This window comes from Sphingomonas sp. DC5200-1, from assembly GCF_049897245.1.
Lineage (GTDB): Bacteria > Pseudomonadota > Alphaproteobacteria > Sphingomonadales > Sphingomonadaceae > Sphingomonas > Sphingomonas aquatilis.
In genome coordinates, this window is sequence record NZ_JAFCVW010000004.1 from 360,498 (window position 1) to 387,297 (window position 26,800).

Sequence of the window (26,800 nt, forward strand, 5' to 3'; positions counted from 1 at the left end):
CGCCCCTCCCGATTTCAGGAGGGGCGCCCGCCATCAACCCGCTTCCGCCCGCAGCCCGGCCCCGGTAGAGCCGCTGCATGGCAGGGATCAGCAGGCGCAAGGTGATCGTCGCGGGGGGCGCGGGCGTCGGGCTGGTCGTCGCCTGGGGGCTGTGGCCGCGCGCTTATGCCCCGAACCTCGCGACCGCGCCCGGCGAGATCGCATTCGGCGCGTGGCTGAAGATCGGCGACGATGGCCATGTCACCGTCGCGGTGCCGCAGCTGGAACACGGGCAGGGCATCTACACTGCATTGGCGCAGGTGGTGGCCGACGAACTGGGTGCCGACTGGCGGACGGTCGGCGTCGAGGCGGCGCCGATCAACCCGCTCTATGCCAACCCGCTGGCGCTCGAATCGCTGTTCGAAGGCACGCTCGCGCGGCTGCCGCAGCATCTCTACGACAGCTATGCGCAGCGCAGCGACGCGATGCTGACCGGCGGATCGACCAGTCTTCGCATGTTCGAGGACGATGCGCGCACCGCGGGCGCGACCGCGCGGGCGCTGCTGTGCAAGGCGGCGGCACGACGCTGGGGCGTCACCTGGACCGATTGCAGCGCGGAGGCGGGTTTCATCGTCCACGGCCGCGACCGGTTACGCTTCGCCGCGCTGGCGGCGGAGGCGGCGCGCGAGAGCGTGCCCAAACCCCTGCCAATCGGCGTCGCGGGGGCGGGCAAGCTCGCGGGACAGGCGGTGCCGCGGATCGACGTACCCGCGAAGGTCGATGGTTCGGCCAGCTTTGCGGGGGATATCCGCCTGCCCGACATGGTGCATGCCGCGATCCGGCAGGGGCCGATCGGCGATGCGCGGTTGGTCGCGGTCGACCGGGCGGCGGCGGATCGCATTCGCGGCGTGCTGGCGGTCGTCGAGAATCCCAAGTGGGTGGCAGCAGTTGCGACGACCTGGTGGGCCGCGAATCGCGCGCTGGAGGCGCTCGCGCCGCGCTTCGCCAGCGACACGCCGCTCGCCGACGATGCCGGGATCGACCGCGCGCTGACCGACGCGCTGGCCGCACCGGGGCAGACCATGGCCGCGACCGGCGACCCGGCGCGCTTGCTGGAGGGCGGCGGCGTCGTCTCTTCGGACTATCGCGTCGGGCTGGGCGTGCATGCCGCGCTGGAGACCGCGAGCGCGGCGGCGGCGTATCGCGACGGGCGGCTGGAGCTGTGGTTGCCCACCGCGGCCCCCGCGGCGGCGCGGGCGGCGGCGGCGCGCGTGGCGGGTCTGTCGCCGGGGGCGGTGGTGATCCACCGCACGCTGTCGGGCGGCGACTTCGGTGCGCGGCTGGAGACGGTGATCGCCGAACAGGCGGCGTTACTGACGATGCAGCTGAAGCGTCCGGTCAATCTCGTCTGGTCGCGCGGCGAGGAGACGCTGCACGATCGCTTCCGCCCGCCCGCCCGCGCGACGTTGCGCGCGCGCCTGTCGAGCAACGGCGCGATTGCCGCCTGGGACGCAGCGATCGCGGCGCCTGCGACGGGCCATGCGCTCGCCCGGCGGCTGCTCCCCGGCGCGGGCGCGCTGCTGGGGCGCGGCGATCCCTATGCGGTGGCGGGCGCGACGCCGGTCTATCGCATCCCGGCCTATGCCATTGCGCATCATCCCGCCGACATCGGCATCGAAACCGGCCACCTGCGCGGCGGCGCGCATGGCTACACCGCCTTCTTCACCGAATGCTTCATCGACGAGCTGGCGCATGTCGCGGGCACCGAACCCTTGTCCTACCGGATCGGCATGCTGGGTGGCGAGCCGCGGCTGGCACGCTGCCTGACGACGGTGGCGGCGCTGGGCGGCTGGGACGGCGGTGCCGACGGATCGGGGCAGGGCATCGCCGCGCATGCCTTTCGCGGCAGCCGCATCGCGGTGCTGGCGGAGGTGTCGGCGGAGGATGGCGGGCGGATCCGCGTCGACCGGCTCGTCGCGGCGGTGGATTGCGGGCGGATCGTCAATCCCGACCTCGTTCGCCAGCAAATCGAGGGCGGCCTGATCTTCGGCATGGCGCAGGCACTGGGCGCCTCGACCGGTGTTGCGAAGGGGCGGACGCGCGCGCATGGGTTTGCGGGGCTCAACCTGCCGCGCCTCGCGGACAGTCCCGATATCGTCGTCGAACTCATCGCATCGGGCGAGGCGCCCGGCGGGGTGGGCGAACTGGGCGTGCCCGCGGTCGCGCCCGCGATCGCCAATGCCGTCTTCTCCGCGACCGGTAGGCGGCTGCGCACACTGCCGCTACAGCCGACGTCATGACGATTCCCGCCGGCCATCCCGCGATTCCGCCCCGCAAGATCGGGGTATTGCTCACCAATCTCGGCACGCCCGACGCGCCCGATCCGAAATCGGTGAAACGCTATCTGGGCGAATTCCTGTCCGATCGGCGCGTCGTCGAAATCCCGGCGATCGCGTGGCAGCCGATCCTGCGCGGCATCATCCTCAACACCCGCCCGAAAAAGTCCGCGCATGCCTATGGCCTGGTGTGGAGCGACGAAGGGTCGCCGCTCGCCGCGATCACGCGCCGGCAGGCACAGGCGCTGACGGACGCGTTCGGCGAAGGCGTGATCGTCGATTATGCGATGCGCTACGGCAATCCGGCGATCGCCGACCGGCTGGCCGCACTGAAGGATGCCGGGTGCGAGCGCATCCTGATCGCGCCGTTATATCCGCAATATTGTGCGGCGACGACCGCGACCGCCAACGACAAGGCCTTCGCCGCGCTGGCCGGCATGCGCTGGCAGCCGGCAATCCGCACGCTGCCGCCGTATCACGACGACCCCGCCTATATCGCCGCGCTGAAGGAGAGCATCGAATCGCAGCTCGCGGGCCTCGATTTCGTGCCGGAGCGGATCGTCGCCAGCTTCCACGGCATGCCGAAGCGGACGCTGGAGCTGGGCGACCCCTATCACTGCCACTGCCAGAAGACCGCGCGGCTGCTGTCCGAGGCCATGAATCGCGAGCTCACCATCGCCTTCCAGTCGCGCTTCGGTCCGGCGAAATGGCTGGGGCCGGCGACCGATGAGACGCTGGAGGCGCTGCCCGCGCAAGGCGTGCGCAAGGTTGCGGTGGTCGCGCCGGGCTTTTCCGCTGATTGCCTCGAGACGCTGGAGGAACTGGCCATCCGCGGCCGCGAAAGCTTCATCGCGGCGGGCGGCACGGACTTCGCCTATATGCCCTGCCTGAACGACGGCGCGCCGGGCATGGCGATGCTGCGGACCTTGCTGCAGCGCGAGCTGCAAGGCTGGATTCCGTAACGAAATATGGAAATACCGGTCCGGCCCCGGTTCCGCCATTGCCACCGTCCGGGCGCCCGCCTAGCGTCCCACCGAACGTCTAACGGGAGAGGTTGGAATGGCCAGAGTAGCGATCGTCACCGGTGGTACGCGTGGCATCGGCGAGGCGATCAGCCTTGCCCTGAAAGAGGCCGGTATCACCGTCGCCGCCAATTACGCCGGCAATGACGAACGAGCGCGCGAGTTCACCGAGCGGACGGGCGTCGCCGCCTACAAATGGGACGTCGCGGATTACGACGCTTGCCAGGAGGGCTGCGCGAAGGTCGCCGCGGATTTGGGGCCGGTCGACATCGTCGTCAACAATGCGGGCATCACGCGCGACGGCACGATCCTGAAGATGACCTACCAGATGTGGAAAGAGGTCATGGACACCAACCTGGGTGGTTGCTTCAACATGGCCAAGGCCACCTTCCCCGGCATGCGCGAGCGCAAATGGGGGCGGATCGTCAACATCGGTTCGATCAACGGCCAGGCGGGCCAGTACGGCCAAGTGAACTATGCCGCGGCGAAGAGCGGCATCCACGGCTTCACCAAGGCATTGGCGCAGGAAGGCGCGCGCGCCGGCGTGACGGTGAACGCGATCGCGCCGGGCTATATCGACACCGACATGGTGGCGGCGGTGCCAAGCGACGTGCTGGAGAAGATCGTCGCCAAGATCCCCGTCGGCCGCCTGGGTCAGGCGAGCGAAATCGCGCGTGGCGTCGCCTTCCTGTGTTCGGAAGATGCGGGCTTCGTGACGGGATCGACGCTGAGCCTGAACGGCGGCCAACACATGTACTGACGATGCGAGGGGCGTAGCCCAGGCTACGCCCCGATGCGCGCGCAACGCGCACGCACGCATCGGCACGGCCGGCGGGTCGCCAAGGGCGAACCCGTCCGACGACGGCTTTGCCGGCGTCCTGATTGGGCGGCGCCGTTTCCCGAAAACGCTCCGTCACCCCGGACGCCTTCCGGGGTCCACCGGGCCGCTGGGGGAGCGCCCGAGCCTTTTGCCTTCCCCCCGCCGCGGAGTGGACCCCGGACCAAGTCCGGGGTGACGGCGTGCGTGGGGCGGGGGCACGAATCTCGCACACAACACAAGGCCCGGCCTTCCCGAAGGAAGACCGGGCCTCGCACCCCGTTACGCTACGCGGGGCTTAACGCTTACCGGCAATAGCCGGGGCGATCCGAGCGCTCGACCGCGCGGCCGGCGAGGGCACCCGCACCGGCGCCGAGGACGGTGCCGAGCGTGCGATCGCCACGGGTGTCGATCGTGCGGCCGAGCAGGCCACCGGCGATCGCACCGAGCACCGTACCGGTGGTGCCGTCGTTGCAGCGGCGGGCGTAGCCGCGGTCGCGGTAATAGCCACGGTCGCCGCGATAGACGCGATCGTCACGATAGCCGCGGTCATAGGCGTAGCCGCGATCGTAACCGCCGTAATAGCCGCGCTGCGCCGAGGCGGCGCTAACCGGCACGAGGGCCGAGGCGGTCATGGCGAGCGCCGCACCGGCGAGGCTCAGGGTCTTCAGCATGGGTCTTCTCCCGTCCGTAATCTGTCCGTTTCGACGGCGATGCGGGGGGCACCTGCCCGTCGTCGATGGATGCCTTCTGCCCGAGTCGCGTTGACCCGACCCTGAATGCGCCCGTTATCGTCCGTTCAGGCAGAGCAGGGGTGCCGCCTGCCGTTCCGCACCCTATGAGGCGCGGCATGCGTGTGCTGTTCGTCATCCTGGCGGTGTTGTTGATCGTTCCCGGCTGGGCGGGGGAAGAACGCCTGCCGTTGTTGGGGCGACACCCCGAACTGACCGTGCGGCGCGTCGTTCTCGACCCCGCCGATCCGACGCATCGGCGGCTGGGATCGCTGACCTATCTGGGCGGTGCCGAGCTGCGCAGCCGCGATCCGGCGTTTGGCGGCTATTCGTCGCTGCGGGTGGAGCGACGGCCGAACGGCGACCGGTTCACGCTGCTCAGCGATGGCGGCAATATCGTCGCCTTCACGATGGGCGCGGACTGGCGGCCGCATGGCGTTCAGTTCCAGAACCTGCCGCAGGGACCGGGCACCGGTTGGGAGAAGCGCGACCGCGACACCGAATCGATGGCGGCCGATCCGGTGACGGGGCAGATCTGGGTGGGATATGAGCGCTATAACGCCATCTGGCGCTACGCTCCCGGTTTTGCGCGCGCCGAGGCACAGCGCACGCCGCCTGAGATGGCGCGCTGGCCGATCAACGGCGGCCCCGAATCGCTCGCGCGCCTGCCGGATGGGCGATTCGTGACGATCAGCGAGGATGCGCATGTCCCGCGGACGCATTGGACGGGCGCGGAAGCCGAAAGGCTGCACAGCCGCACAGCGTTACTCTTCCCCGGCGATCCGATCCGCACGCGGCCGGTCTATTTCGCCTATATGCCCTACGGGCGCTACGACCCCGCCGATGCGACCGCCTTGCCCAACGGCGACCTGCTGGTGCTCGATCGGGTGTTCCGGTTGCCCTTTCGGTTCAGCATTCGCCTGTCGCTGGTGCCGGCGTCGGCGATTCGCGCGGGCAGTGTGGCGCGTGGGCAGTTGCTCGCGACGCTCGATTCGCCGCTGATCCACGACAATTTCGAAGGCGTGGCGACGACGATCGAAAACGGCGCGACGATCGTCTGGCTGGTGTCTGACGACAACCAACTGCCTCTGCAGCGGACGCTGCTGCTCAAATTCCGGCTCGATTCGCGTTGACGCACCGCGCGCGGCCGAAGATCGGGCGGTCCGCCCGCGCCGGCTGTTCGCGCCGCCATCACCAACGGCAAAAGCCCGCCACTCCGGGGAGCAGCGGGCCTTGGCAAGCCGGAAACGGACGTCGCTGTCGGCCGCTTACGCGGCGGCGGCGGTCGCCGACAGCTTCTTGACGATTTCGCGCTTCAGACGGCGGCAGCGCAGCGACAGCTTGTCGTCACCGGTCTTCACCAGCCAGTTGTCGAGACCGCCGTTGTGCTCGACCGAGCGCAGGCCGTGGGTCGACACGCGCAGACGCACACTCTTCTCGAGCGAATCGGACATCAGCGTGACGTTCTGCAGGTTCGGCAGGAACGTGCGCTTGGTCTTGTTGTTGGCGTGGGAAACGTTGTGACCCACCTGCCGGCCCTTGCCGGTCAGCTCGCAAATGCGCGACATGGCTTTAAATCCTGAATTCGGTTGCCCGGAAAGCCGGCGCCACTAGCGGCTTCGCGGCGATCCGTCAACCATGGGGCGATCCACGCACCGTCGCACGCCGGGTGCAACGGACTCGGACACGCGGCGTTGTTACGCCATCGTAAAGGTCACGAACAGGGGACGGTTCACATGCGCACGTTGCTGGCATTGCTCGGGGTCATCGCGCTCATCGTCGTGGCGCTGATGTATTTCGGCTTCATCAATATCGATCAGACGCGCCCGGCCCTGGTGCAGGCGCCGCAGTTCAAGGCCGACGTCGCGCGTGTCAGCGTCGGCACCGAGAAGAAGACGGTGGAGGTGCCGACCGTGAACGTCGAACGGCCGGGCAACGCCCAATAAGGGGCGCTTTCGCGAATCGGGGATCGGGGGCAGGAGGGGCAGATGTTTCCCCTGCCGCCCCCCATGCGACGCGCCCTCGACGCGGCCGCCGCCGCCGCCGCGGCTGGCGAGGTGCCGGTGGGGGCGGTGCTGCTGTGGCGCGGCGAGGTGATCGCCGAGGCGGCCAATGCGCCGCGCGCGCTGTGCGATCCCACCGCCCATGCCGAAATGCGCGTTATCCGCGAGGCCGCGGCGCGGTTGGGCCGCGAGCGGCTGGAGGAGGCGGATCTGTGGGTGACGCTGGAGCCCTGCGCGATGTGCGCGGGGGCGATCGCGCATGCCCGGATCGGGCGGCTCTATTATGGTGCGAGCGACCCCAAGGGTGGGGCGATCGAACACGGGCCGCGGTTGTTTTCACAACCCACCGTGCATCACCGGCCGGAGGTGTACGGCGGGATCGGCGAGGCTGAGGCGGCGGCGCTGCTGCGGGCCTTCTTTCGCGACCGGCGGTGAGCGGGTTCGCGCGAAGACGCTAAGACGCGAAGGGGTCGCGCTGTGGCGCCGCGTTGGCCTGTTTCATGGAGTGTGCGCGCAGAGGCACGGAGGGCGCAGAGAGGTGTGCGCGGTAGGTCGGCGCAGCCTGCTTCTCATGTCATGAGGGGCACCTGACGGTGCCGTAGGCGGACCATCTTGGCGTCTTCGCGTCTTCGCGCGCACCAAAACGGTGCCGCAGCGCGCGCCGTCGCGCAAAACACCCGCCGGCACCGATGGCACCGGCGGGCAAAGGCGTCTTACTGACGCAAATCGTTCTGCGAGATCGGCACGATCTTGATTTCGACACGGCGGTTGGCGGCGCGGCCGGCTTCGGTGTCGTTCGAGGCGACCGGGTTGCTCTCGCCGAAGCCGCGGGTGCCGATGCGGGCGGCCTGCACGCCATGCGCGGCCAGATAGTCGGCGACCGACACGGCGCGGCGTTCCGACAGCTGCTGGTTGTACGATTCCGAGCCGGTCGAATCGGTAAAGCCGTACACGTCGACGAACGTCTGGTTGTACTGCGACAGCGTGTCGGCGACCTGATCGAGCGTGCGCTGGAACTGCGGCTGCACCGCGGCGCTGTTATAGCCGAAGGTGATGCCCGACGGGATGTTGAGGATCAGATTGTCGCCTTCGCGCGTCACCTGCACGTCGGTGCCGGCGGTGCGGGCGCGCAGGTCGCGCTCCTGCTTGTCCATGTACGCGCCGATGCCGGCCCCCGCGAGGCCGCCGATGCCGGCGCCCAGGATCTTGGCGGTACGATCGTTGCGGCCGCCGACGAGGTCGCCGAGCAGATAGCCGCCGAGCGCGCCGCCGATGCCGCCGATCGCGGTCGACGAGATGCGGCGCTGGCCGGTTTCCGGATCGGTGGTGCAGGCGCTGGTCGTAACGAGCGCCGTGAGCGCGGCGGCAGCGAGGAATTTGGAGCGCATGATGTCCCTTTGCTTACAATTGGCCTTCGTCTGGGGGAATAACTCAGGTCCGAAGCGGCTTGTTCCGCCTGCGATCTGAACGGTGGATGAGCCGGGGGGCGATGCGCGTGCCACGCACTTTCCGCGGCCACCGTGCAATCAGGCGGTTGTCGCGGCCGGACTTGTACGGCAAAGACACGTCACGCCGATGGCACCGCTTCCGCCCTTTCCCTGGATCGACGTCCTCATCATCCTCGCGCTTGTCGCGTTGAACGGCGTATTCGCGATGAGCGAACTCGCGATCGTCTCGTCGCGCAAGGCGCGGCTGGAGGCGATGGCGCGCTCGGGGCGCAAAGGGCCCGCCGCCGCGCTGAAGCTCGCCGCCGATCCCGGCAAGTTCCTGTCCTCCGTGCAGATCGGCATCACGCTGATCGGCATTCTGGCGGGTGCTTATTCGGGATCGAGCCTGGGCAGCCCCACCGCCGCGCGGCTGCAACTGCTGGGCCTGTCCGCTCACACGGCGGAAACGCTGGGCTTCGCGCTGGTGATCGGCCTCACCACCTATGCCTCGCTGATCATCGGTGAGCTCGTTCCCAAGCAATTCGCGCTGCGTAAGCCCGAAACGGTCGCCAGCCTGGTGGCGCTGCCGATGCGCTATATCGCGCTAGTCTGCGCGCCCCTCGTCTGGGTACTCGATTCGTCGAGCGCGCTCGTCTTTCGCATCCTCGGCCTCAATCGCGAATCGGAAGATCAGGTAACAGCGGAAGAGCTGCACCTGATCGTCGCCGAAGCGAGCAAGTCGGGCGTGATCGAGGAGCATGAGCGCACGATCATCTCGGGCGTCGTCCGCCTCGCGGACCGGCCGGTGCGCGAGGTGATGACGCCGCGCACCGAAGTCGACTGGCTCGATTGCAACCTCGACGCGGACCGGATCCGCGACATCCTGCTCGCCACGCCGCACACCCGGCTGCCCGTGGCGGAGGGGTCGGTCGATGCGGTCGTCGGCGTCGTCCAGTCGCGCGACATCGCGTCTGCGCTGTTCCGGGGCGAGCCGCTCGACCTCAAGACGTTGATGCGCAAGGCGCCGGTCGTGATCGATCGGATCGACGCGATGGACGCGCTGATCGCGCTGCGCCAGGCGGAAGTGCCGATGGCGCTGATCCACGACGAATACGGTCATTTCGAAGGGATCGTGACGCCGGCCGACCTGCTCGCCGCGATCGCCGGCGAGTTCGCGAGCGATGCCGATCCCGACGAGGCCCCCTCCGTGGTGGTGCGCGACGACGGATCGTTGCTGGTCGCCGGCACTATGGCGGCCGACGCGCTCGCCGAACGGCTGGGGATCGACCTGCCCGAGGATCGCGATTACGCGACCGTCGCTGGTCTAGCCTTAGCCGCTTTCCGCCATTTGCCGGGCGAGGGCGAGCATTTCGAGGAACAGGGCTGGCGGTTCGAGGTCGTCGACCTCGATGGCCGCCGCATCGACAAATTGCTCGTCAGCGAAATGTGATGGGGCCGGCCGGTATGCCGGTGGCATCCGTTTCGATGCGATCTCGCTAACATAAGGCAAGGTCCGCCTGGCGTAGGACAATTCGTCCCATCGACGGCGGGGCCGGGCGTGCCCACCTATTGCAGATGGAACAGCCCGACACGCCCGCCAAGCCCTCCACATTCCGCTGGATCCTGCACTGCGGCTGGAAGGGACTGTGTCCGCGCTGCGGCGAGGGGCGGATGTTCCGATCGTGGCTGAAGATCGTCGATCGCTGCGAGCATTGCGGGCTCGACTATCGCTTCGCCGCGCCGGACGATGGCCCCGCCTTCTTCTCGTTGTGCATCATCGCCCTGCCGCTGATCTTCTTCGTCGTGTGGCTGCAGGTAGCGTTCGAGCCGCCCGTCTGGGTGCATCTGATCACATCGGTGCCGGTGATGGTCGCGGGGACTTTATTGCCGCTGCGGCCGATCAAGGGCTGGCTGGTCGCATCGCAATTCGTCAACCGCGCGCAGGAAGCGGGCACGCAAGGTCTCTGGCGCCGCCTGCACGGCACCGACGACGTGACCAACGATTTCGATCAGTAAGACGGCCGGTTACAGCCGACCAAAGACGCGTTCGAACCCGGCCGTGTCGCCCGCGGCGAGGAAGCGGGCCTGTTCGATCCAGCGGTCGCGCTCCATCCGGCCGGCGAACGGTCCCAGCTGCGCATCGAGTGCCGCAGCCTGTTCCACGCTGAGCGCGGCGACCTGACCCACGGTACTGATGCCGAGTTCGCCCAGACGCGCGGCGAGCTTGGGGCCGAGGCCCTTCAGCGTCGACACGGGGGCACCGGCGGGATCGGCGGAGACGGGCGCAGGCGCTGCCGGAGCGGACGCGGCTTCCTGCGCCGGTGCCGCGTCCAGCGGTGCGCTGGCGGCGATCGGTTCGTCGGCGATCGGATCGGTCGCCGCGGGCATGTCGGGTGCGGGATCGGTCGCCTGCGGTGCCGGAGCGGAGACAGGCGGCGTCGGGACGGGCGCGGGGGCCGCTACCGGAGGCGGTGGCGGGGCTATTGGTGTCGGTGCAGGCGTGTCGTCCGCGGTCCGCGCCACTTCGGCATTATATTCGGCGATGTCGCGCTCCGCCGTGCGGCGCTGCCGCTTGAGGCGGATGCCCCAGATGATCGCGACGATCGTCAGCAGCGCGAAGATGGCGATGATCGCCAGATGCGCGGCGGTGAAGGCATCGGTGGTGCTCGGGATCAGACTGGCGCCCGAGGCGCCGCCGGCGGAGGCGGTGTCGTTCATGCGTATGATCCTAGCGATGGCGTGCCGAGGGGGCGAGGGGGATTGTCATGAGCCCAGCACGCGTGCCGACAGCGCCGCGCAATCCGCGTCGCCCGCGCGCGGTTCCTGCTTGCCGGTGATCGCGCGGCCCAGCGCCTTCAACACGTTGCCGACCGATTTGACCTGCGCCGGCACGACGATCTCGGGCGCGCTCAGCGTGCCGGTGAGGAAGGCGGCGCCGGGCAGGCGGAGCAGGCCGTCGCCCTTGGGCGCACCGGTCAGCCGAATGTCGAGCCGTTCGGCGGGGAAACGCACCGTGCCGGTGCCGCGTAGCTGGCTGGCGCTGGTGTCGACGATCATCGGCGCGGCGTGGCCCAGGCCGTCCGTCACCTTCAGCCCGACGACGACGCAGCGCAGACGGGCCCGTTCGCTCTCCCCCGCCAGCAGCGCGCGTCCGGCATCGAAACCCAGCGCCGCGGCGTAGCGCTGCGGCAGCGTGCCGTCGCGCACCACGAAACCGATGCGGCCGTCGGACCGCCCCACCGCCGCGCGGATCGTATCGCCCCGCCCGGTCAGGCGCGCGCGCGCTGCGATCCGCCCGGTGAAGTCGCCGCCGGTGCCGGGCAGCGCCGCGACGCGCGTGCCGCTCAGCCGCATATCAACGGTCAGCAGCGGGCTGGGCGCCCCGTCGCGCTGGTCGACGCGCAGGCTGCCCTTGGCGGTGCCATCGGCGAGCACCAGCGTCAGCGGCGCGACGTCGAGCCGCTTGTGGTCGAGCGTCAATACCGTCGACAGTGCGCGAATAGGCGTCGGTCCGCTGCGGCTGACCACGCGTGCGATGCGGAGCGATATCCGGCCGTCGGTTTCGCCGATCTTGCTGAGGTCGATCCGCGTATCGGGCACGACATGCGGGCCGATCGCGCGTTCGCGCGCCGCGGCTTCCGCGCGGCCTTCGTCGGAGGCGAGATCGCCGAAATCGAAGCGGTTGGCGGTGACGGCGCCGTCCAGCTTCGTGCGGCCGTCCTGCTTGTCGACCGTGACATGGCCGGCGATGTCGGACTGGCCGATCGTGCCCTTCAGGTCGTTGACGATCCACTTGGGCGCGTCGTGGCGGACGTGTGCGGTCAGTACGACGGGTTGCGTGCCGAACAGCCCCGCTTCGATCACGGCGTCGATCAGGCGGAGGTCCGCGGCGCGCGCGGTGACGTCCAGCGTCATCGCATCGGTGTCGAGCGGCACGTCGGTGCTGCCCTTGGCGCGCATCGACAGCCGGTCGCCGTCGATCGTCGCGGTGAAGGGCCAGGGGCCAGGGGATGGCTGTGCGACCGAGGCGCCGTCGAGCGCGATGCGGACGGGTACGCCGCGGATCGTGCCATTGCCCCTGGCGTGCAGGCCTTGTGCGTCGGACGAGACCTGCACCACGGCGCTGCGGCGGCGCTTGTCGTCGCGATAGCGGATGGTGGCGTCGCGGATCGTCAACCCTTTGAGGTCGCTCGACGCGCCGCCGCTTTCCGCCTCGCCGGGTCGCGACCAGTTGGTGCGGCCGTTGGCATCGCGCACCAGCGCCAGGTGCAACCCGTCCGCGACGATATCGCGCGGGCGGAAGGTGCCGGTCAACAGCGGCCAGACGGGAAAGGTGACCCGCGCTTCGCGCAAGGTCAGGAAGTTGCCGGTGCCGGCCCAGCCCGCCTGTGGGATCGTGACGTCGCGGACGCGGATCGTCGGGGTGAAGCCGATCGCATCCACCCGGTCCATCGCACCGATCACCACCGGTCGCCCGAAACGCTTGGCCAGCCGATCGGCGACCACGCCCTTCAACACGCCATAGGGAAAGGCCGCGATGACCAGCAGCAACACCAGCGGCACCGCGACAAGGACAGGCACGTAACGCCTGCCGGCGCGGAGACGGGGGGTCATGCCAGCGGGACGCGCCGCAACGCCATTGGTTCCGGCACGGTCCTTCGCTCCGGTCGATGCCGGATCAGAAATCGATCGCGATGCCCTTCAATTCCCAGTCCCCGTAGCGCGTGGGATCGAGCCCCAACGGGTCTTCCGTCTTCGGCTCGACCGGCTCCGGGGTGGGCACGGGCGGGTTCTTGCTGAGATAGGCGGGCGGCTTCAGATGTTCGGGACGTTGGCCCATCGCGTCTCTCCGGTCTAAGGGACCCGTATATCGTTCCGAACCGAAGGTTTCTCAAGCTTGCCCGATCCCCGCCGTCCCCGAGCCGGTTACCGTTTCAATCGTGAGCCCGCCGCCGCTGCCGAGCCGCTCGGCACGCCGTCGCGCCGCGCCGCCATCCGCCTGCTCGACGCGGTGCTGCGCCGGGGCGAGCCACTGGAGCAGGCGCTGGTCGCGGCGACGCGCCACGTCTACGGTCCCGACCGGGGGCTGGCGCATGCGATCGCGGCGGAGGTGCTGCGGCGTCTGCCCGATCTCGACGCGCTGATCGATTCGGTGACGGAACGCCCGCTGCCCGAGGATGCCAAGGCACGCATGGCGCTGCGCATCGCGCTGGTGCAGGCGCTGGTGCTGGGCACGCCGCATCACGCCGCGATCGCGACCGTGCTGCCGCTGGTCGACGGCGGGCCGCGCAAGCTGGTGCATGGCGTGTTCGGCGCGATCGTCCGGTCGGGCGTGCTGCTGCCCGAAATTCCCGCGCTGCCGCCGAAGGTCGAGGCGCGCTGGGACGCCGCCTGGGGGCCTGAGATGGTCGAGGGTGCGGCGCAGGCGATCGCCGCGCCGCCACCGCTGGACCTCAGCCTCGCCGACCCCGCCGAGACCGAACACTGGGCGCGCGAGCTTGGCGGCACCAGCCTGATGCCGGGTCACGTCCGCCTGACCGACGCTGCCGCGGTGACCGAACTGCCCGGCTTTGCCGAGGGGCGCTGGTGGGTACAGGATATCGCCGCCTCCATTCCCGCGCGGTTGCTGGCCGACGGGATCGCCGACGGCGCGCACGCGATCGATCTGTGCGCGGCGCCCGGCGGCAAGACGCTGCAACTCGCCGCTGCCGGTTATCGCGTGGCTGCGGTCGATGTCTCCAACGCCCGGATCAAGCGGCTGCGCGAGAACCTGTTCCGCACGCGGCTGAAGGCGGAGGTGATCGCCGCCGACGTGCTGAAATGGGCGCCGGATGCGCCCGCCGATGCATTGCTGATCGACGCGCCGTGCAGCGCCACCGGCATCTTCCGCCGCCATCCCGACGTACTCCACCGCGTCCACCCGGCGATCATCGAGGAGATGGCGGGCCTGCAGGCGCGCCTCCTCGCGCGTGCGGCGGACTGGGTGAAGCCGGGCGGGCGTCTCGTCTTCGCCACGTGCAGTCTGGAGCCGGCGGAGGGCGAGGCGCAGTTAGAGCGCTTCCTGGCCGATCGCCCCGATTATGCGGTCGACGCCCCCGATGCGGCGCTGCTGCCGCCGGGCATCCCGGTGCAGCCGGGCGGTTACGTCCGCACGCTGCCGGGAATGCTGGCGGCCGAGGGCGGCTGCGACGGCTTCTTCATCGCAAGGTTGCGGCGGAAGAGCTGACGCTGAAATTCCTCCCCCGCCAGGGGGAGGTGGCGCGGCGAAGCCGCGACGGAGGGGGAGGACGACGGCGTCTTCCGTTTTCAGACCCCGCCCTGTCCTCCCCCTCCACCACTCGGCTGACGCCGAGCGGTCCCCCTCCCCCTGGCGGGGGAGGACTTGTGTGGTCGTAAACATCCGGCATGCATTGCCATCGCCCGACAGGGGCTTAGAGAGGCGCCATGCAGCCGGTCCGCATCGCCCCGTCCATCCTGTCCGCCGATTTCGCCAAATTGGGCGAAGAGGTCCGCGCCATCGATGCCGCGGGCGCCGACTGGATCCATATCGACGTCATGGACGGCCATTTCGTCCCCAACATCACAATCGGCCCGGCGGTGGTGAAGGCGCTGCGCCCACACACGACCAAGCCGTTCGACGTCCACCTGATGATTTCGCCGGTCGATCTGTACCTCGATGCGTTTGCCGAGGCGGGCGCCGACACGATCACCGTCCATCCGGAGGCGGGGCCCCACGTCCACCGCACGATCCAGCATATCAAGGGGTTGGGCAAGCGCGCCGGCGTCGTGCTCAATCCGGCGACGCCGGCCAAGATGCTCGACTATCTGATCGACATGGTCGACCTGGTCCTCGTGATGAGCGTCAACCCCGGCTTCGGCGGGCAGAGCTTCATCGACAGCCAGCTGAAGAAGATCGCCGCGATCCGCAAGATGATCGATCACAGCGGCCGTGCCATCGACCTGGAGGTCGATGGCGGCGTCGATGCGACGCACGCCCGCCGCTGTGTCGAGGCGGGTGCCGATGCGCTGGTCGCCGGCACCGCGGCCTTCCGTGGCGGGCCGGCCTGCTACGCCGCCAACATCGCCGCGCTGCGGGGCTGATGCGCGGATGAGCGACCTGTCGCCCCACCGTCATCCCGTGACCCCGCTCGACGGGCCGGATGCGCCCGATGGGATCGAGGAGGGCAAGCGCCTGATGCGCGTCGGCGGCGACAAGGGGCTCAGCCTCGCCGAGCGGCTCGCCGAACGCTTTCACAAGCTGACGTGGCGCACGCCGATCCACACGATGCGACTGAAGGGCCGCTATCCGCTGAAGCTGGTCGCGGTGCCTGACGATCCCGTGATGGGCGACGTGCGGCGCGGCCATGCGTTGCTGCGTGGTGAGCTGGCGTACCAGGGCGAGACGCACCCGATCGATACGCTGGCGTTCAAGCGCGGCGACTGGGGCCGGCCGTTTGCCGATTACGTCCACAGCTTCGCGTGGCTGCGCGATCTGTCGACCGTGGCGACGCGCGCGCAGGGTGCGCCGATCGCCGAGGCGCTGATGGCGCGCTGGCTCGACGATTATGCCGAGCGGATCGATCCGCTGGCGTGGCGCCCCGATCTGTGGGGCCGGCGGCTGCTGTTCTGGACGTGCCACGCGCCGCTGATCCTGTCGTCCACCGACCTCGTCTATCGATCGAGCGTTCTCAACACGCTGGCGCGCGGCGCCCGCCATCTGGATCGCGGTGCGGACAAGGCGCCGCCGGGCGCGCCGCGGATCGCCGCCTGGTGCGGGGTCATCACCGCCGGTCTGCTGATCCCCGGCGGCGACCCGCGCCGGGCGTTCGGCGAGGCGGGCCTCGCGCGCGCGCTGGCGAGTGGTTTGAGCGACGACGGCGGTTCGGCGTCGCGCAGCCCGGCGATGCTCGCCGACACGATCCAGCTGCTCAGCACCTTGCGCGAGGTCTACACGGCGCGGCGCGAAGAGATGCCCGAGGCGGCGCAGACCGCGCTCGCCCGTGCGGTGCCGGCGCTGCTCGGCGTCATGCACGGTGATCGCATGCTGGCGAGCTGGCAGGGTGCCGGCCCGGCGACCGCCGACGATCTCGCCGCGCTGATCGAGGCGAGCGGCATCCGCACCCGCCCGCTGCGTCAGGCCCGCGACTGGGGCTATCAGCGGCTCGCCGCGGGCGGCGCGGTTCTGATCGTCGATGCCGCTCCGCCGCCGATCGCCAAGGTGGTGGAGGGTGGCTGCGCCTCGACGCTGGCCTTCGAATTTTCGGATGGCGAGCAGCGGTTGATCGTCAATTGCGGCGGCGCGCGTGCGGCCGTCGCGCAATTGCCCGCCGCCTTTGCCGAAGGGTTGCGCACCACCGCGGCGCATTCGACGCTGACCGTCGGCGATTCCAACTCCACCGCGATCCACGCTGACGGCACGCTGGGTCGCGGCGTCGCGCAGGTCGAGCTGTCGCGCCAGGAATCGGACGTGGCGAGCCGGATCGAGGCGAGCCACGACGGCTATGTCCGCCGCTGGGGCCTTATCCACCGCCGCCAGTTGATGCTGACCGGCGACGGCAAGGAACTGCGCGGCGAGGACGCACTGCTGCCGCAGGGGCGCCGCCGCAAGGCGGGCATGGCGCCCTTCTGCGTCCGCTTCCACCTCGGTGCGGGCGTGCAGGCCTCGCCCACCGCCGACGGCCTCGCGGCGTTGCTCCGCCTGCCCGGCGGTGCGCTGTGGCAGTTCCGCTGCCGCGGGGGGATGCTGACGATCGAGGATTCGCTGTGGATCGACGGCGAAGGCCGCCCGGTCGCGACGCAGCAACTGGTCGTGTCGGGAGAGGCGCCCGCCGGCGGCGCCAACGTCAGCTGGGCGCTGAAGCGCGCGATCTGACCTAGTGGATGACTGACGCTCCATTCCTCCCCCGCCAGGGGGAGGGGGACCGTTCGGCGCAGCCGAATGGTGGAGGGGGAGGGCAGCAGCGCGTTTCCTCAATGGCGTCACCCTTTCCTCCCCCTCCGTCACCGCTGGCGCGGTGCCACCTCCCCCTGGCGGGGGAGGAATGTGTCATGGTGCCCGATTGCTCTGGCGCGGCCGTATTCGAGGCAGTCGAGCACAACTCCCACCTGTTCCCCGACGCCATCCGTCGCTAGGGAACGCGCGCGAGACTCCTCCCCCGCTAGGACCATCATGACCACGATCCCCATCCGCCGCGCCCTGTTGTCCGTGTCCGACAAGACGGGGGTCGTCGATCTCGCCCGCGCGCTGGCCGACAAGGGTGTCGAGCTCGTTTCGACGGGCGGCACCGCCAAAGCGCTCCGCGATGCCGGCCTGACCGTGAAGGACGTCAGCGACCTTACCGGCTTCCCCGAGATGATGGACGGCCGCGTCAAGACGCTGCACCCGATGGTCCACGGCGGCCTGCTCGCGGTGCGCGACGACGCCGAGCATGCCAAGGCGATGACCGACCACAATATCGGTGCGATCGACCTCGTCGTCGTGAACCTCTACCCGTTCGAGGCGACCGTAGCCCGCGGCGCGGACCGCGATACGGTGATCGAGAACATCGACATCGGCGGCCCCAGCATGGTGCGCTCCGCCGCCAAGAATCACGCTTATGTCGCGATCGTCACCGACCCCGCCGACTACGCCATCGTCGCGACCGGCGAGACCAGCCTCGACCAGCGCCGCCTGTTCGCCGCCAAGGCCTTCGCTGCCACCGCGTCCTATGACGGCGCGATCGCACGCTGGTTCGGCACGGTCGACCAGGCCGAGGCGTTCCCGCCGGTGCTGCCCGTCGCGATGCGCCGCGCGGCAACGCTGCGCTATGGCGAGAACCCGCATCAGTCCGCCGCCTTCTACGCCAGCCATGACGGCGTGCGGGGCATCGGCCAGGCGCGGCAGGTGCAGGGCAAGGAGCTATCCTACAACAACCTCAACGACGCCGACGCGGCGCTGGAACTGGTCGCCGAATTCCGCGACGCCGCGCCGACCTGCGTTATCGTCAAACATGCCAACCCGTGTGGTGTCGCGACGGGCAAGACGCTGGAAGACGCCTATGCCGAGGCGTTCGCCTGCGACACCGTGTCGGCATTCGGCGGCATCATCGCCGTCAACCGCCCGCTCGATGCGGCGACCGCGAAGGCGATCACCGGCATCTTCACCGAAGTCGTCGTCGCGCCGGATGCCGACGAAGAGGCGCTCGCGCTGTTCGCCGCCAAGAAGAACCTGCGCCTGCTGCTGACCGGCGAGCTGCCGGATCCGGCGCGTGCCGGCCTGTTCGCCAAGACGATCGCCGGCGGCTGGCTGGTGCAGGATCGCGACGCCGGCGTGCCCGGTGACCTGCAAGTCGTCACCAAGCGTGCGCCGACCGAGCAGGAGCTTGCCGACTGCCGCTTCGCCTGGACGATCGCCAAGCACGTCAAGTCGAACGCGATCGTCTATGCCAAGGACGGCGCGACCGCCGGCGTCGGCGCAGGCCAGATGAACCGCCTCGAATCCGCCCGCATCGCGGCGTGGAAGGCGAAGGACGCGGCGGAGAAGGCCGGTTGGGCCCAGCCGAGGACGATCGGCTCGGCCGTGGCGTCCGACGCCTTCTTCCCCTTTGCCGACGGCCTGATGGCGGCGGTAGAGGCCGGCGCGACGGCGGTGATCCAGCCGGGCGGTTCGATCCGCGACGACGAGGTGATCGCGGCGGCGGATGCGGCGGGCCTGGCGATGGTCTTCACCGGCATGCGTCACTTCCGCCACTGATCTGGCCGATAAGTCCTCCCCCGCCAGGGGGAGGGGGGACCGTTCGGCGTCAGCCGAATGGTGGAGGGGGAGGTAAGCGGCGCGCGTCGTTTTTTTGAGGACGTCGCTTTCCGCCCCCTCCGTCACCGCTTCGCGGCGCCACCTCCCCCTGGCGGGGGAGGACTTCGGTTCACCGCACCGGCGATCCGACGTTGGGCAGCGTCGCTTCCTCCGCGGTCGGCATCTTGCCGAACAAGGCCCGGTCCGCCGGGCCGAACGCCCATTTCCACAGCACGAACAGATAAGTCGCGGCGATCGCGGGTTCGCCGCCGGCGAGCTCCAGCCATTCGAAGTCGTGCGGCAGCATCGTGAACGCCGCGCCGACGACGATCGCGGCCAGCGCCGCCCCCGCCAGCGACCAGCGCCACGGGGATACCGGTGCGGACAGGATCCGCCCGAGCAGCCGGGCTTTGATGATCGAGGTAAGGCCGACGCCGATCATCAGCGCCACTGCCGGCCCCGCCGCCTGCCACGTCTGCGGCAGGCCCAGCCGTCGCATGCCGAGGATCAGCGCGAAGCTCAGTGCGATCTGCACGCCCAGCATCGCGATGGAGATCATCAGGTTACGGTGGCGCGCGGTATAGACCAGCGCCGATTCGCACACCGCGCCGGTCGAGGCGAGCACTTCGGCGAACAGCAGGAAGCCGAGCGCCGCGCTGCCCGACACGAATTGCGGCCCGACGACGCCCATCACCGCTTCGGCGGGAATCGAACCCATCAGCGCAAGGCCGGTCTGCGCCGCCATGATCCAGAAGGCGACCTGCCGCACCTGATTGGCGATGGCGACGCGATCGTTCACCGCCAGGCTCTGCGTGATGACGGGGCCGAGGATGGGATCGAAGCTGGTTTTCAGCTTCTGCGGCAGCGATGCGACCTGCTGCGCCATGTAATAGATGCCGACGACCTTGGGTTCGAACATCACGCCCAGGATGAAGCGATCGACGTTGCGCGTGCCCCATTCCAGCGCGTCCGCCCCGGCCAAGGGCGCATTGGCGCGAGCGAGGCGGAACAGCTGCCCCAGATGCGGCGACCAGCCATGCGGCACGCCGTAGCTGCGGATGAAGGGCACGAAGCTGGCGATCAGCGCCGCGATCATCGACGCGACATAGGAGAGGACGAGGCCATCCTTGATCGTGACGAACGAGAACACCCAGGCGGCGATCGAGATCGTCCATGGCTCGACCACCGCGCGTGCGGTGACGGTCGCCTTCACATTGTGGCGATAGGCGAGGGCGGCGAGGCTGACGTCGGACCAGGCGACCGCGACGATGATGCAGGGCAGGAAGCGGTCCAGCCCCGTCACATGCGTGTTGGCGTACATCACCTCCGGAAAGGCGATCAGCACCGCACTCGCCGCCATCGACAGGACGAAGGCGAGCGCGAGCGCGTCCCACACCACGCAGACGTGCGGCTGGTCGGAGGAGGACAGGGCTTGCGCAAGGCCACGCTTCAGGCCGAGCGTTGCGACGAGCGCGGCGAGTTCGACCACCACCACGGCAAGCGCGAAGCGGCCGACGAGGTCCGGGCCGTATAGCCGGCCCGCGATGAACAGGAACGGGATGCGCGCGGCGAGGCGCAGGACGAAGCCCGCGATATTGGTGCGGCCGCCTTTGGCGAGCGCATCGATGTCTTTGGTTTCGGTCACGACAGAACGGGCAAGCCGCCCTCACCCTTCCGCGCCTTCGGCGCTCCCTCCCTCTCCCATTGGGAGAGGGAAGGGGCCCGCCCGGCGCAGCCGGGTGGGAAGGGTGAGGGCGGGCGCGGGACGGCCACGATCAATGCGCCGCCCCCCAGCTCGCACCGACGCCAATCTCAATTCCCAGCGGCACCGACAGAGAAACAGCCGGTGCGGCAGCCTCTGCCATGACGCGCTCGATCACCGGCTTGGCCGCCTCGACGTCGCCTTCGGGCAATTCGAATACCAGTTCGTCGTGGACCTGCAGCAGCATCTGCACGTTCGGCAGCCCCGCGGCGAGCAGAGCGGGCTCCATCCGCACCATCGCGCGCTTGATGATGTCGGCACTGGTGCCCTGGATCGGCGCGTTGATCGCGGCGCGTTCGGCGCCCTGGCGTTCGTGTTGCACCTTGCTGCGGATGCGCGGGAAGTGCGTCTTCCGCCCGAATAGCGTCGTCGTATAGCCGCGCTCGCGCACGCTCTGCGTCGTCTCGGCGATGTAAGTGTTGATGCCGGGGAAGCGATCGAAATAGCGGTCGATCATCGCCTGCGCCTCGTCGGCGGTGACGTCGAGCCGCCCCGCCAGCCCCCAGCGGCTGATGCCGTAGAGAATCGCGAAGTTGATCGTCTTCGCCCGTCCGCGCGTGTCGCGGTTGACCTCGCCGAATAGCTCCATCGCGGTGAGAGAGTGGATGTCATCGCCATTGGCAAAGGCGGCCTTCAGCGCCGGGACGTCCGCCATATGCGCCGCCAGCCGCAGCTCGATCTGCGAATAGTCGGCCGCCAGGATGACGTTGCCCGGCTCGGCGACGAAGGCGTCGCGGATCTGCCGCCCCACCTCGGTGCGGATCGGGATGTTCTGCAAGTTCGGCTCGGTCGAGGACAACCGCCCGGTCTGTGCGCCCGTCAGGCTGTAGCTGGTATGGACGCGGCCAGTGCGCGGGTTGATCTCATTCTGCAGCGCGTCGGTATAGGTGTTCTTGAGCTTGGTCAGCTGGCGCCAGTCGAGCACACGCGCGGCGATCTCGGCACCGGGCGAATCCTTGTCGGCGGCAATCCGCTCCAATTCGTTGACGTCGGTCGAATAGACGCCGGACTTGCCCTTGCGGCCGCCCTTGATGCCCATCCGTTCGAACAGCACATCGCCAAGCTGCTTGGGGCTGCCGATCGTGAACGGCGCCCCTGCGAGGCCGTGGATCACGGTTTCGAGCGCGGCGATCTGCTCGCTGAACCCGGCCGACAGCGCCGACAATTTCTCGCGATCGACCTTGATCCCGCGCGTCTCCATCCGCGCGATCACCGGCACTAGTGGGCGGTCGACCATTTCATAGACGCGCGTCGCTTCTTCGGCGGGCAGCCGCGCCTTGAAGCGTTTCCACAGGCGATAGGTGACGTCGGCGTCCTCGGCGGCATAGCGGGTCGCCGATTTCAGATCGATCTCGTGGAAGCCGCGCTGCGATTTCCCCGTGCCGACCACGTCCTTGTAGGCGATGCAGCTGTGCGACAGATGCGTCGCAGCAAGCTCGTCCATGCCGTGGCCGTGGAGCCCGGCGTCGAGGTCGAAGCTCATGACGATCGTATCGTCGTGTGGCGCCACCGTGATGCCGACAAGGCCGAGCACGATCATGTCGAACTTCAAATTGTGCCCGATCTTGAGGACCGAGGCGTCCTCACACAGCGTCTTCAGCCGCGCGATCGCCTCGGCCCGGTCGATCTGCACCGGGCTTTCCGCCAGTAGGTCGGTCGTGCCGTGGCCCAAGGGGATGTAGCACGCCTTGTTGGCGCCCAAGGCTAGCGACACGCCGACCAGGTCGCAGCGTGTCGCGTCGGTGCCGGTCGTCTCGGTATCGATCGCGACCCAGCCTTGGTGTTGCGCCTCGGCGACCCAACGGTCGAGCGTCGTGGCATCGACCACCGTTTCATAGCCATCATGGTCGCATGGCGGATCGGCCTCGAACGGCACGTCGGCGGGCGCCGCGACGGGGGCATCGGCCACCTGACCCAGCCGGTTCATCAGCGTCTTGAAGCCGTGATGTTCCAGGAAGGCGCGCAAGGGTGCATCGGGAATGCCGCTCGCGGGCAGTTCCAGTTCCTCGAGCGGGTGAACCAGCGGCACGTCGCAGGCCAATTCGACCAGCTTGCGGCTGAGGCGCGCGGCCTCGGCATGTTCGATCAGATTTTCGCGCAGCTTGCCCTTCTTGAACGTGTCGGACGCCGCCGCGGCGAGCACGCCCTCGACATCGCCATGTTCCAGGATCAGCTTGGCGGCGGTCTTCGGGCCGACGCCGGGGACGCCCGGCACGTTGTCGACGCTGTCGCCCATCAGTGCGAGCACGTCGCCGAGCTTTTCCGGGCCGACGCCGAACTTCTCCACCACCGCATCGGGCCCCAGCCGGCGGTTGTTCATCGTGTCGAGCATGTCGACCGACGGATCGGTCATCAGCTGCATCAGATCCTTGTCGGAACTGACGATCGTCACCTGCCAGCCCTGCGCCAGCGCGGCCTTGGTGTAGCTCGCGATCAGATCGTCCGCCTCCCAGCCTTCCTCTTCGATGCAGGGCAGCGAGAAGGCGCGGGTGGCGTCGCGGATCATCGGGAATTGCGGGACCAGATCTTCCGGCGGCGGCGGACGGTGCGCCTTGTATTGATCGTACATCGCGTTGCGGAAGGTCTGCGACGATTTGTCGAGGATGACCGCCATGTGCGTCGGGCCATCCGCCTTGTGCAGCTCGTCGGCGAGCTTCCACAGCATGGCGGTATAGCCATAGACGGCGCCGACCGGCTCGCCGTGCCGGTTGGTGAGCGGCGGCAGGCGATGGTAGGCGCGGAAGATATAGCCCGAGCCGTCGACGAGATAGAGATGGGGCATCGTGGGTGCCGTTTAGCGGATCGGCGGGGGCGCACCAACCTCTGGCGAGCAGGGCCGCAAGCTTTGGCGGAGTGTGGCTTTTGGGGCACAAACGGGGCCAACTCCTCCCTCGCTTCAGCGGGGGAGGGGGACCGCTCGGCGATAGCCGAGTGGTGGAGGGGGCGGTTCCACAAGCGCGACGTTCGCCGTATCCTCCCCCTCCGTCAGCGCTGGCGCGCTGCCACCTCCCCCTGGCGGGGGAGGACTTTAGGAGGTGGCGTCGTTCGCGACGGCGGCGGCCACCGCCTGGATCAGTTGCTGGCGTTCGCGGATCGGGCGGCGGCTGTCGCCGATCATCACCGCGATCGCGTAGCGGCGGCCGTCGGGGGCGGTGAGCAGGCCGACGTCGTTGAAGCCGGCGTTGCGCGAGCCCAGGTCCTGACCCGTGCCCGTCTTGTGCGCGATCTTCCACCCCGCCGGGATCGCGGCGCGCAGGCGGGCGCGGCCGGTGACCGAGGCGCCCATCGTGTCGAGCAGGATGCGCGTCGAGGTTTCGCTGAACAATTCGCCGCGGGCGAGGCGCGCGAGCGCATCGGCGATGGCGAGCGGCGCGGCGCCGTCGGGCGGATCGTTGACGTAGGCGTCGAGCGCGGCGGCGCGCACCTCGGGCGACAGGCGAGAGCGGGCGAGTTCGAAACCATTGCCCTTCGACATGGTCGCCTGGTTCCAGACGAGGCCGGCGGTCTTCGACTGGAGCAGGCGTTCGCCGGGACCGAAGCGGATGTCGCCAAGCTGCTTGCGTTCGATCATCGCGCGCACCGCCTGTGGCCCGCCGACATAGGTCAGCAGGCGGTCGTTGGCGGTATTGTCGCTGTGCGTGAGGGCACGGGTGAGCAGTTCGCCGACGGTGGTGTGATAGCCGTCGCCCTTCACCAGCATCGCGATCGGCTGGTGGAACAGCGTCAGATCCTGGTCGCGGACGACGACGGGATCGTCGAGCCGTGCCTTGCCCTGATCGCGCAGGTCCATCAGCGTCATCGCGACCCACAATTTGCTGACCGATTGCTGCGGCATGCGGGTGCGCGCGCCGGGCGAGGTAACGGTCCAGCCATCGTCGACCGCGCGGATCGCGATGCCGAACTTGCCGTCGAAATTGCGGGCGAGGCTGTCGATCGCCGCGGTGAGGCGGGCGGGCGCGACCCGGCGCGGCGGCGGCGCGGCGGCGGGGATGGGGATCGACACCGCCGCAGAGGGCGTGGTCACCGCCGGCACCGGGCCGTTGCCGCCCGGCCGCGCATTCGAACCGCAGGCAGCGAGTGCGGCGCAGACGCCGGTCATCAGGATGGATCGGGCCGACCGGCCGTACGCTATCATAATCGTGAACTGGCCCCCGCTAGGCGTAGCATCCTCCATATCCGCCATTTCGGGTGCGGATACCGGCGAAACAAGCCGCTGCGGTGAAGCGCGGCGCACGCGCGGCGAATCGCGTCGGCATCAAGGCACCAACACTGTGTCGACCGCCTCCGCCGCCGTCTGCGGATAGTCGAGCGTGTAATGCAGCCCGCGGCTTTCGTGGCGGTGCAGCGCCGATCGCACGATCAGCTCGGCGGTCTGGAGCAGGTTCCGGAGCTCGATCAGGTCGGGCGTCACGCGGAAATGGCCGTAGTAATCGGCGACCTCGCCGGTCAGCATCTGGATGCGATGCTGCGCCCGCTCCAGCCGCTTCGTGGTGCGGACGATGCCGACGTAATTCCACATGAAGCGGCGGATTTCGGTCCAGTTCTGCTTGATGACCACCTCTTCGTCCGAATCGGTGACGCGGCTTTCGTCCCAGGGCCGGATGACGGGGACGGGGGGCAGGCTGTCCCAATGCGCGGCGATATGGTCGGCGCACGCCTCGCCGAACACGAAACATTCGAGCAGAGAGTTGGACGCGAGGCGGTTGGCGCCGTGTAGTCCGCTTTCGGTGCATTCGCCCGCGGCATAGAGGCCGGGCAGGTCGGTGCGGCCGTCGCGGTCGATGACGATGCCGCCGCATGTGTAATGCTGCGCGGGCACGACCGGGATTGGCTGCGTCGTCATGTCGATGCCGAGGCCGAGCAGCTTTTCGTAGATGTTGGGGAAGTGGCCCTTCACGAACTCCGGCGGCTGGTGGCTGATGTCGAGATGGACGTAATCGAGGCCGTAGCGCTTGATCTCCGCATCGATCGCCCGCGCCACGACGTCGCGCGGCGCCAGCTCCATCCGCTCGGCGTCGTAATAGGACATGAAGCGCTTGCCGGTGGTCGGGTTGATCAGTCGTCCGCCCTCGCCGCGCACCGCTTCGGTGATGAGGAAGTTCTTGACCTCGAGATTGTAAAGGCAGGTCGGGTGGAACTGCATCATCTCCATATTGGAGACGCGGCAGCCCGCGCGCCATGCCATCGCGATGCCGTCGCCCGTCGCGCCGCGCGGCGCGGTGGAGAAGAGGTAGGTGCGGCCTGCGCCCCCCGTGGCGAGGATCGTCGCGCGCGCGGTGTAGAGGGTGACGCGGCCCGTGCCCCGATCGACCGCATAGACGCCCCAGACGTTGCCCGCGCCCGAATAGCGCTGTTCGTGCCGGCTGGTTGCGAGGTCGATCGCGACCTGATCGGGGACGAGCGTGATATTGGGATGCGCCTCGGCGGCGCGTTGCAGCGCCTCCTGGACCGCCCAGCCGGTCGCGTCGGCGACATGGACGATGCGGCGATGCGAATGGCCGCCTTCGCGGGTGAGGTGGAGCGCGTTCCCTTCCGTGGCGAAGGGGACGCCGAGCTGCGTCAGCCGTTGAATCGCGGCGGGGGCGTTCTCGACGACGAATTCGACGATATCGCGGTCGTTCAGGCCGGCGCCGGCGACCATCGTATCCTCGACATGGTTCTCAAACGTGTCGCCGGGTTCGAGCACCGCGGCGATTCCGCCCTGCGCCCAGGCGGTCGATCCTTCGTTGAGCGCGCCCTTGGCGAGGACGGTGACCTTGAACCGGTCCGCGAGATTGAGCGCCGCGGTGAGCCCGGCGGCGCCCGAGCCGACGATCAGCACGTCGGTGGCGGGGGGTGATTCGCTCATCGCGGGGCGCTTTCGTGGCCGCGGAAGTGGACGAAGTGGACGATACGTATCGTCCGGAAACGCCCCCCGTACGTCCCACCGCAAGGATGGCGGCCGGCGGGCAG

General features: G+C 69.1%; 22 protein-coding genes. 12 read left to right on the plus strand and 10 right to left on the minus strand.

Annotation, left to right across the window (positions count from 1 at the left end):
• Positions 1 to 77: 77 nt before the first annotated feature.
• The 3 genes from ACP7A3_RS10745 (at position 78) to phbB (ending at position 4,097) form a co-directional block, all read left to right on the plus strand.
• Positions 78 to 2,279, plus strand: coding sequence for a molybdopterin cofactor-binding domain-containing protein (locus tag ACP7A3_RS10745; RefSeq protein WP_426255562.1), 2,202 nt, complete (start codon positions 78 to 80; stop codon positions 2,277 to 2,279).
• A complete protein-coding gene (gene hemH, locus ACP7A3_RS10750) occupies positions 2,276 to 3,277 on the plus strand; it encodes a ferrochelatase (protein ID WP_426255563.1) in 1,002 nt (333 codons plus the stop codon). Before ACP7A3_RS10745 ends, hemH begins: the two co-directional genes overlap by 4 nt.
• 97 nt (positions 3,278 to 3,374) lie before the next feature.
• Entirely contained in the window at positions 3,375 to 4,097 is a 723-nt protein-coding gene (phbB, locus tag ACP7A3_RS10755) for an acetoacetyl-CoA reductase (RefSeq protein WP_426255564.1), read from the plus strand.
• 362 nt (positions 4,098 to 4,459) lie between these two features.
• On the opposite strand, the gene ACP7A3_RS10760 is transcribed toward phbB, so the two are convergent.
• Complete coding sequence (locus tag ACP7A3_RS10760; protein WP_017980312.1) at positions 4,460 to 4,828, minus strand: glycine zipper 2TM domain-containing protein; 369 nt, start codon at positions 4,826 to 4,828, stop codon at positions 4,460 to 4,462.
• A gap of 176 nt (positions 4,829 to 5,004) precedes the next feature.
• Between ACP7A3_RS10760 and ACP7A3_RS10765 the strand changes: the two genes are divergently transcribed.
• Positions 5,005 to 6,018, plus strand: coding sequence for an esterase-like activity of phytase family protein (locus ACP7A3_RS10765; protein WP_426255565.1), 1,014 nt, complete (start codon positions 5,005 to 5,007; stop codon positions 6,016 to 6,018).
• Between the two features lie 135 nt (positions 6,019 to 6,153).
• Here ACP7A3_RS10765 and rpmB read toward each other — a convergent pair whose 3' ends face one another.
• Positions 6,154 to 6,453: a 50S ribosomal protein L28 gene (gene rpmB, locus ACP7A3_RS10770; protein ID WP_017980310.1), complete on the minus strand. Its 300-nt coding sequence runs from the start codon at positions 6,451 to 6,453 to the stop codon at positions 6,154 to 6,156.
• 168 nt (positions 6,454 to 6,621) lie between these two features.
• Here rpmB and ACP7A3_RS10775 point away from each other — a divergent pair, with 168 nt between their 5' ends.
• Entirely contained in the window at positions 6,622 to 6,831 is a 210-nt protein-coding gene (locus tag ACP7A3_RS10775; protein WP_017980309.1) for a hypothetical protein, read from the plus strand.
• A 63-nt stretch (positions 6,832 to 6,894) separates the two neighbouring features.
• The gene (locus tag ACP7A3_RS10780) at positions 6,895 to 7,323 is read left to right on the plus strand and encodes a nucleoside deaminase (RefSeq protein ID WP_043060924.1); all 429 of its coding nucleotides are present in this window, start codon (positions 6,895 to 6,897) and stop codon (positions 7,321 to 7,323) included.
• A gap of 278 nt (positions 7,324 to 7,601) precedes the next feature.
• Here the strand turns inward: ACP7A3_RS10780 and ACP7A3_RS10785 are convergent, their stop codons facing one another.
• On the minus strand, positions 7,602 to 8,276 hold the full coding sequence (locus tag ACP7A3_RS10785) for an OmpA family protein (RefSeq protein ID WP_018250602.1): 675 nt from the start codon (positions 8,274 to 8,276) through the stop codon (positions 7,602 to 7,604).
• A 187-nt stretch (positions 8,277 to 8,463) separates the two neighbouring features.
• Between ACP7A3_RS10785 and ACP7A3_RS10790 the strand changes: the two genes are divergently transcribed.
• Together ACP7A3_RS10790 and ACP7A3_RS10795 are read left to right on the plus strand one after the other, a co-directional pair.
• The gene (locus tag ACP7A3_RS10790; RefSeq protein ID WP_017980306.1) at positions 8,464 to 9,765 is read left to right on the plus strand and encodes a hemolysin family protein; all 1,302 of its coding nucleotides are present in this window, start codon (positions 8,464 to 8,466) and stop codon (positions 9,763 to 9,765) included.
• A 125-nt stretch (positions 9,766 to 9,890) separates the two neighbouring features.
• Positions 9,891 to 10,331, plus strand: coding sequence for a DUF983 domain-containing protein (locus tag ACP7A3_RS10795; protein ID WP_017980305.1), 441 nt, complete (start codon positions 9,891 to 9,893; stop codon positions 10,329 to 10,331).
• A 9-nt stretch (positions 10,332 to 10,340) separates the two neighbouring features.
• On the opposite strand, the gene ACP7A3_RS10800 is transcribed toward ACP7A3_RS10795, so the two are convergent.
• The 3 genes from ACP7A3_RS10800 to ACP7A3_RS10810 form a co-directional block, all read right to left on the minus strand.
• The gene (locus ACP7A3_RS10800) at positions 10,341 to 11,033 is read right to left on the minus strand and encodes a hypothetical protein (protein WP_426255566.1); all 693 of its coding nucleotides are present in this window, start codon (positions 11,031 to 11,033) and stop codon (positions 10,341 to 10,343) included.
• A 45-nt stretch (positions 11,034 to 11,078) separates the two neighbouring features.
• Positions 11,079 to 12,896, minus strand: coding sequence for an AsmA family protein (locus tag ACP7A3_RS10805; protein WP_426255567.1), 1,818 nt, complete (start codon positions 12,894 to 12,896; stop codon positions 11,079 to 11,081).
• A 97-nt stretch (positions 12,897 to 12,993) separates the two neighbouring features.
• Positions 12,994 to 13,155, minus strand: coding sequence for a DUF1674 domain-containing protein (locus tag ACP7A3_RS10810; RefSeq protein ID WP_078462240.1), 162 nt, complete (start codon positions 13,153 to 13,155; stop codon positions 12,994 to 12,996).
• A 57-nt stretch (positions 13,156 to 13,212) separates the two neighbouring features.
• Here ACP7A3_RS10810 and ACP7A3_RS10815 point away from each other — a divergent pair, with 57 nt between their 5' ends.
• The 4 genes from ACP7A3_RS10815 to purH all read left to right on the plus strand — a co-directional run bounded on the left by ACP7A3_RS10815 (position 13,213) and on the right by purH (position 19,047).
• Positions 13,213 to 14,541 (plus strand): RsmB/NOP family class I SAM-dependent RNA methyltransferase, encoded by a 1,329-nt coding sequence (locus ACP7A3_RS10815; protein ID WP_426255568.1) that lies wholly within the window; start codon positions 13,213 to 13,215, stop codon positions 14,539 to 14,541.
• 218 nt (positions 14,542 to 14,759) lie between these two features.
• A complete protein-coding gene (gene rpe, locus ACP7A3_RS10820) occupies positions 14,760 to 15,416 on the plus strand; it encodes a ribulose-phosphate 3-epimerase (protein ID WP_043060902.1) in 657 nt (218 codons plus the stop codon).
• Between the two features lie 7 nt (positions 15,417 to 15,423).
• The gene (locus ACP7A3_RS10825; protein ID WP_426255569.1) at positions 15,424 to 17,187 is read left to right on the plus strand and encodes a heparinase II/III family protein; all 1,764 of its coding nucleotides are present in this window, start codon (positions 15,424 to 15,426) and stop codon (positions 17,185 to 17,187) included.
• Between the two features lie 297 nt (positions 17,188 to 17,484).
• Complete coding sequence (gene purH, locus ACP7A3_RS10830) at positions 17,485 to 19,047, plus strand: bifunctional phosphoribosylaminoimidazolecarboxamide formyltransferase/IMP cyclohydrolase (protein WP_426255570.1); 1,563 nt, start codon at positions 17,485 to 17,487, stop codon at positions 19,045 to 19,047.
• Positions 19,048 to 19,216: 169 nt separating this feature from the next.
• Here the strand turns inward: purH and ACP7A3_RS10835 are convergent, their stop codons facing one another.
• The 4 genes from ACP7A3_RS10835 to nadB form a co-directional block, all read right to left on the minus strand.
• Positions 19,217 to 20,731 (minus strand): lipopolysaccharide biosynthesis protein, encoded by a 1,515-nt coding sequence (locus ACP7A3_RS10835; protein WP_147037470.1) that lies wholly within the window; start codon positions 20,729 to 20,731, stop codon positions 19,217 to 19,219.
• 130 nt (positions 20,732 to 20,861) lie between these two features.
• Positions 20,862 to 23,630, minus strand: coding sequence for a DNA polymerase I (gene polA, locus ACP7A3_RS10840; protein WP_426255571.1), 2,769 nt, complete (start codon positions 23,628 to 23,630; stop codon positions 20,862 to 20,864).
• Between the two features lie 246 nt (positions 23,631 to 23,876).
• Complete coding sequence (locus tag ACP7A3_RS10845) at positions 23,877 to 24,947, minus strand: serine hydrolase (RefSeq protein ID WP_426255572.1); 1,071 nt, start codon at positions 24,945 to 24,947, stop codon at positions 23,877 to 23,879.
• 156 nt (positions 24,948 to 25,103) lie between these two features.
• On the minus strand, positions 25,104 to 26,696 hold the full coding sequence (nadB, locus tag ACP7A3_RS10850; protein WP_426255573.1) for an L-aspartate oxidase: 1,593 nt from the start codon (positions 26,694 to 26,696) through the stop codon (positions 25,104 to 25,106).
• Between the last annotated feature and the right edge of the window lie 104 nt (positions 26,697 to 26,800).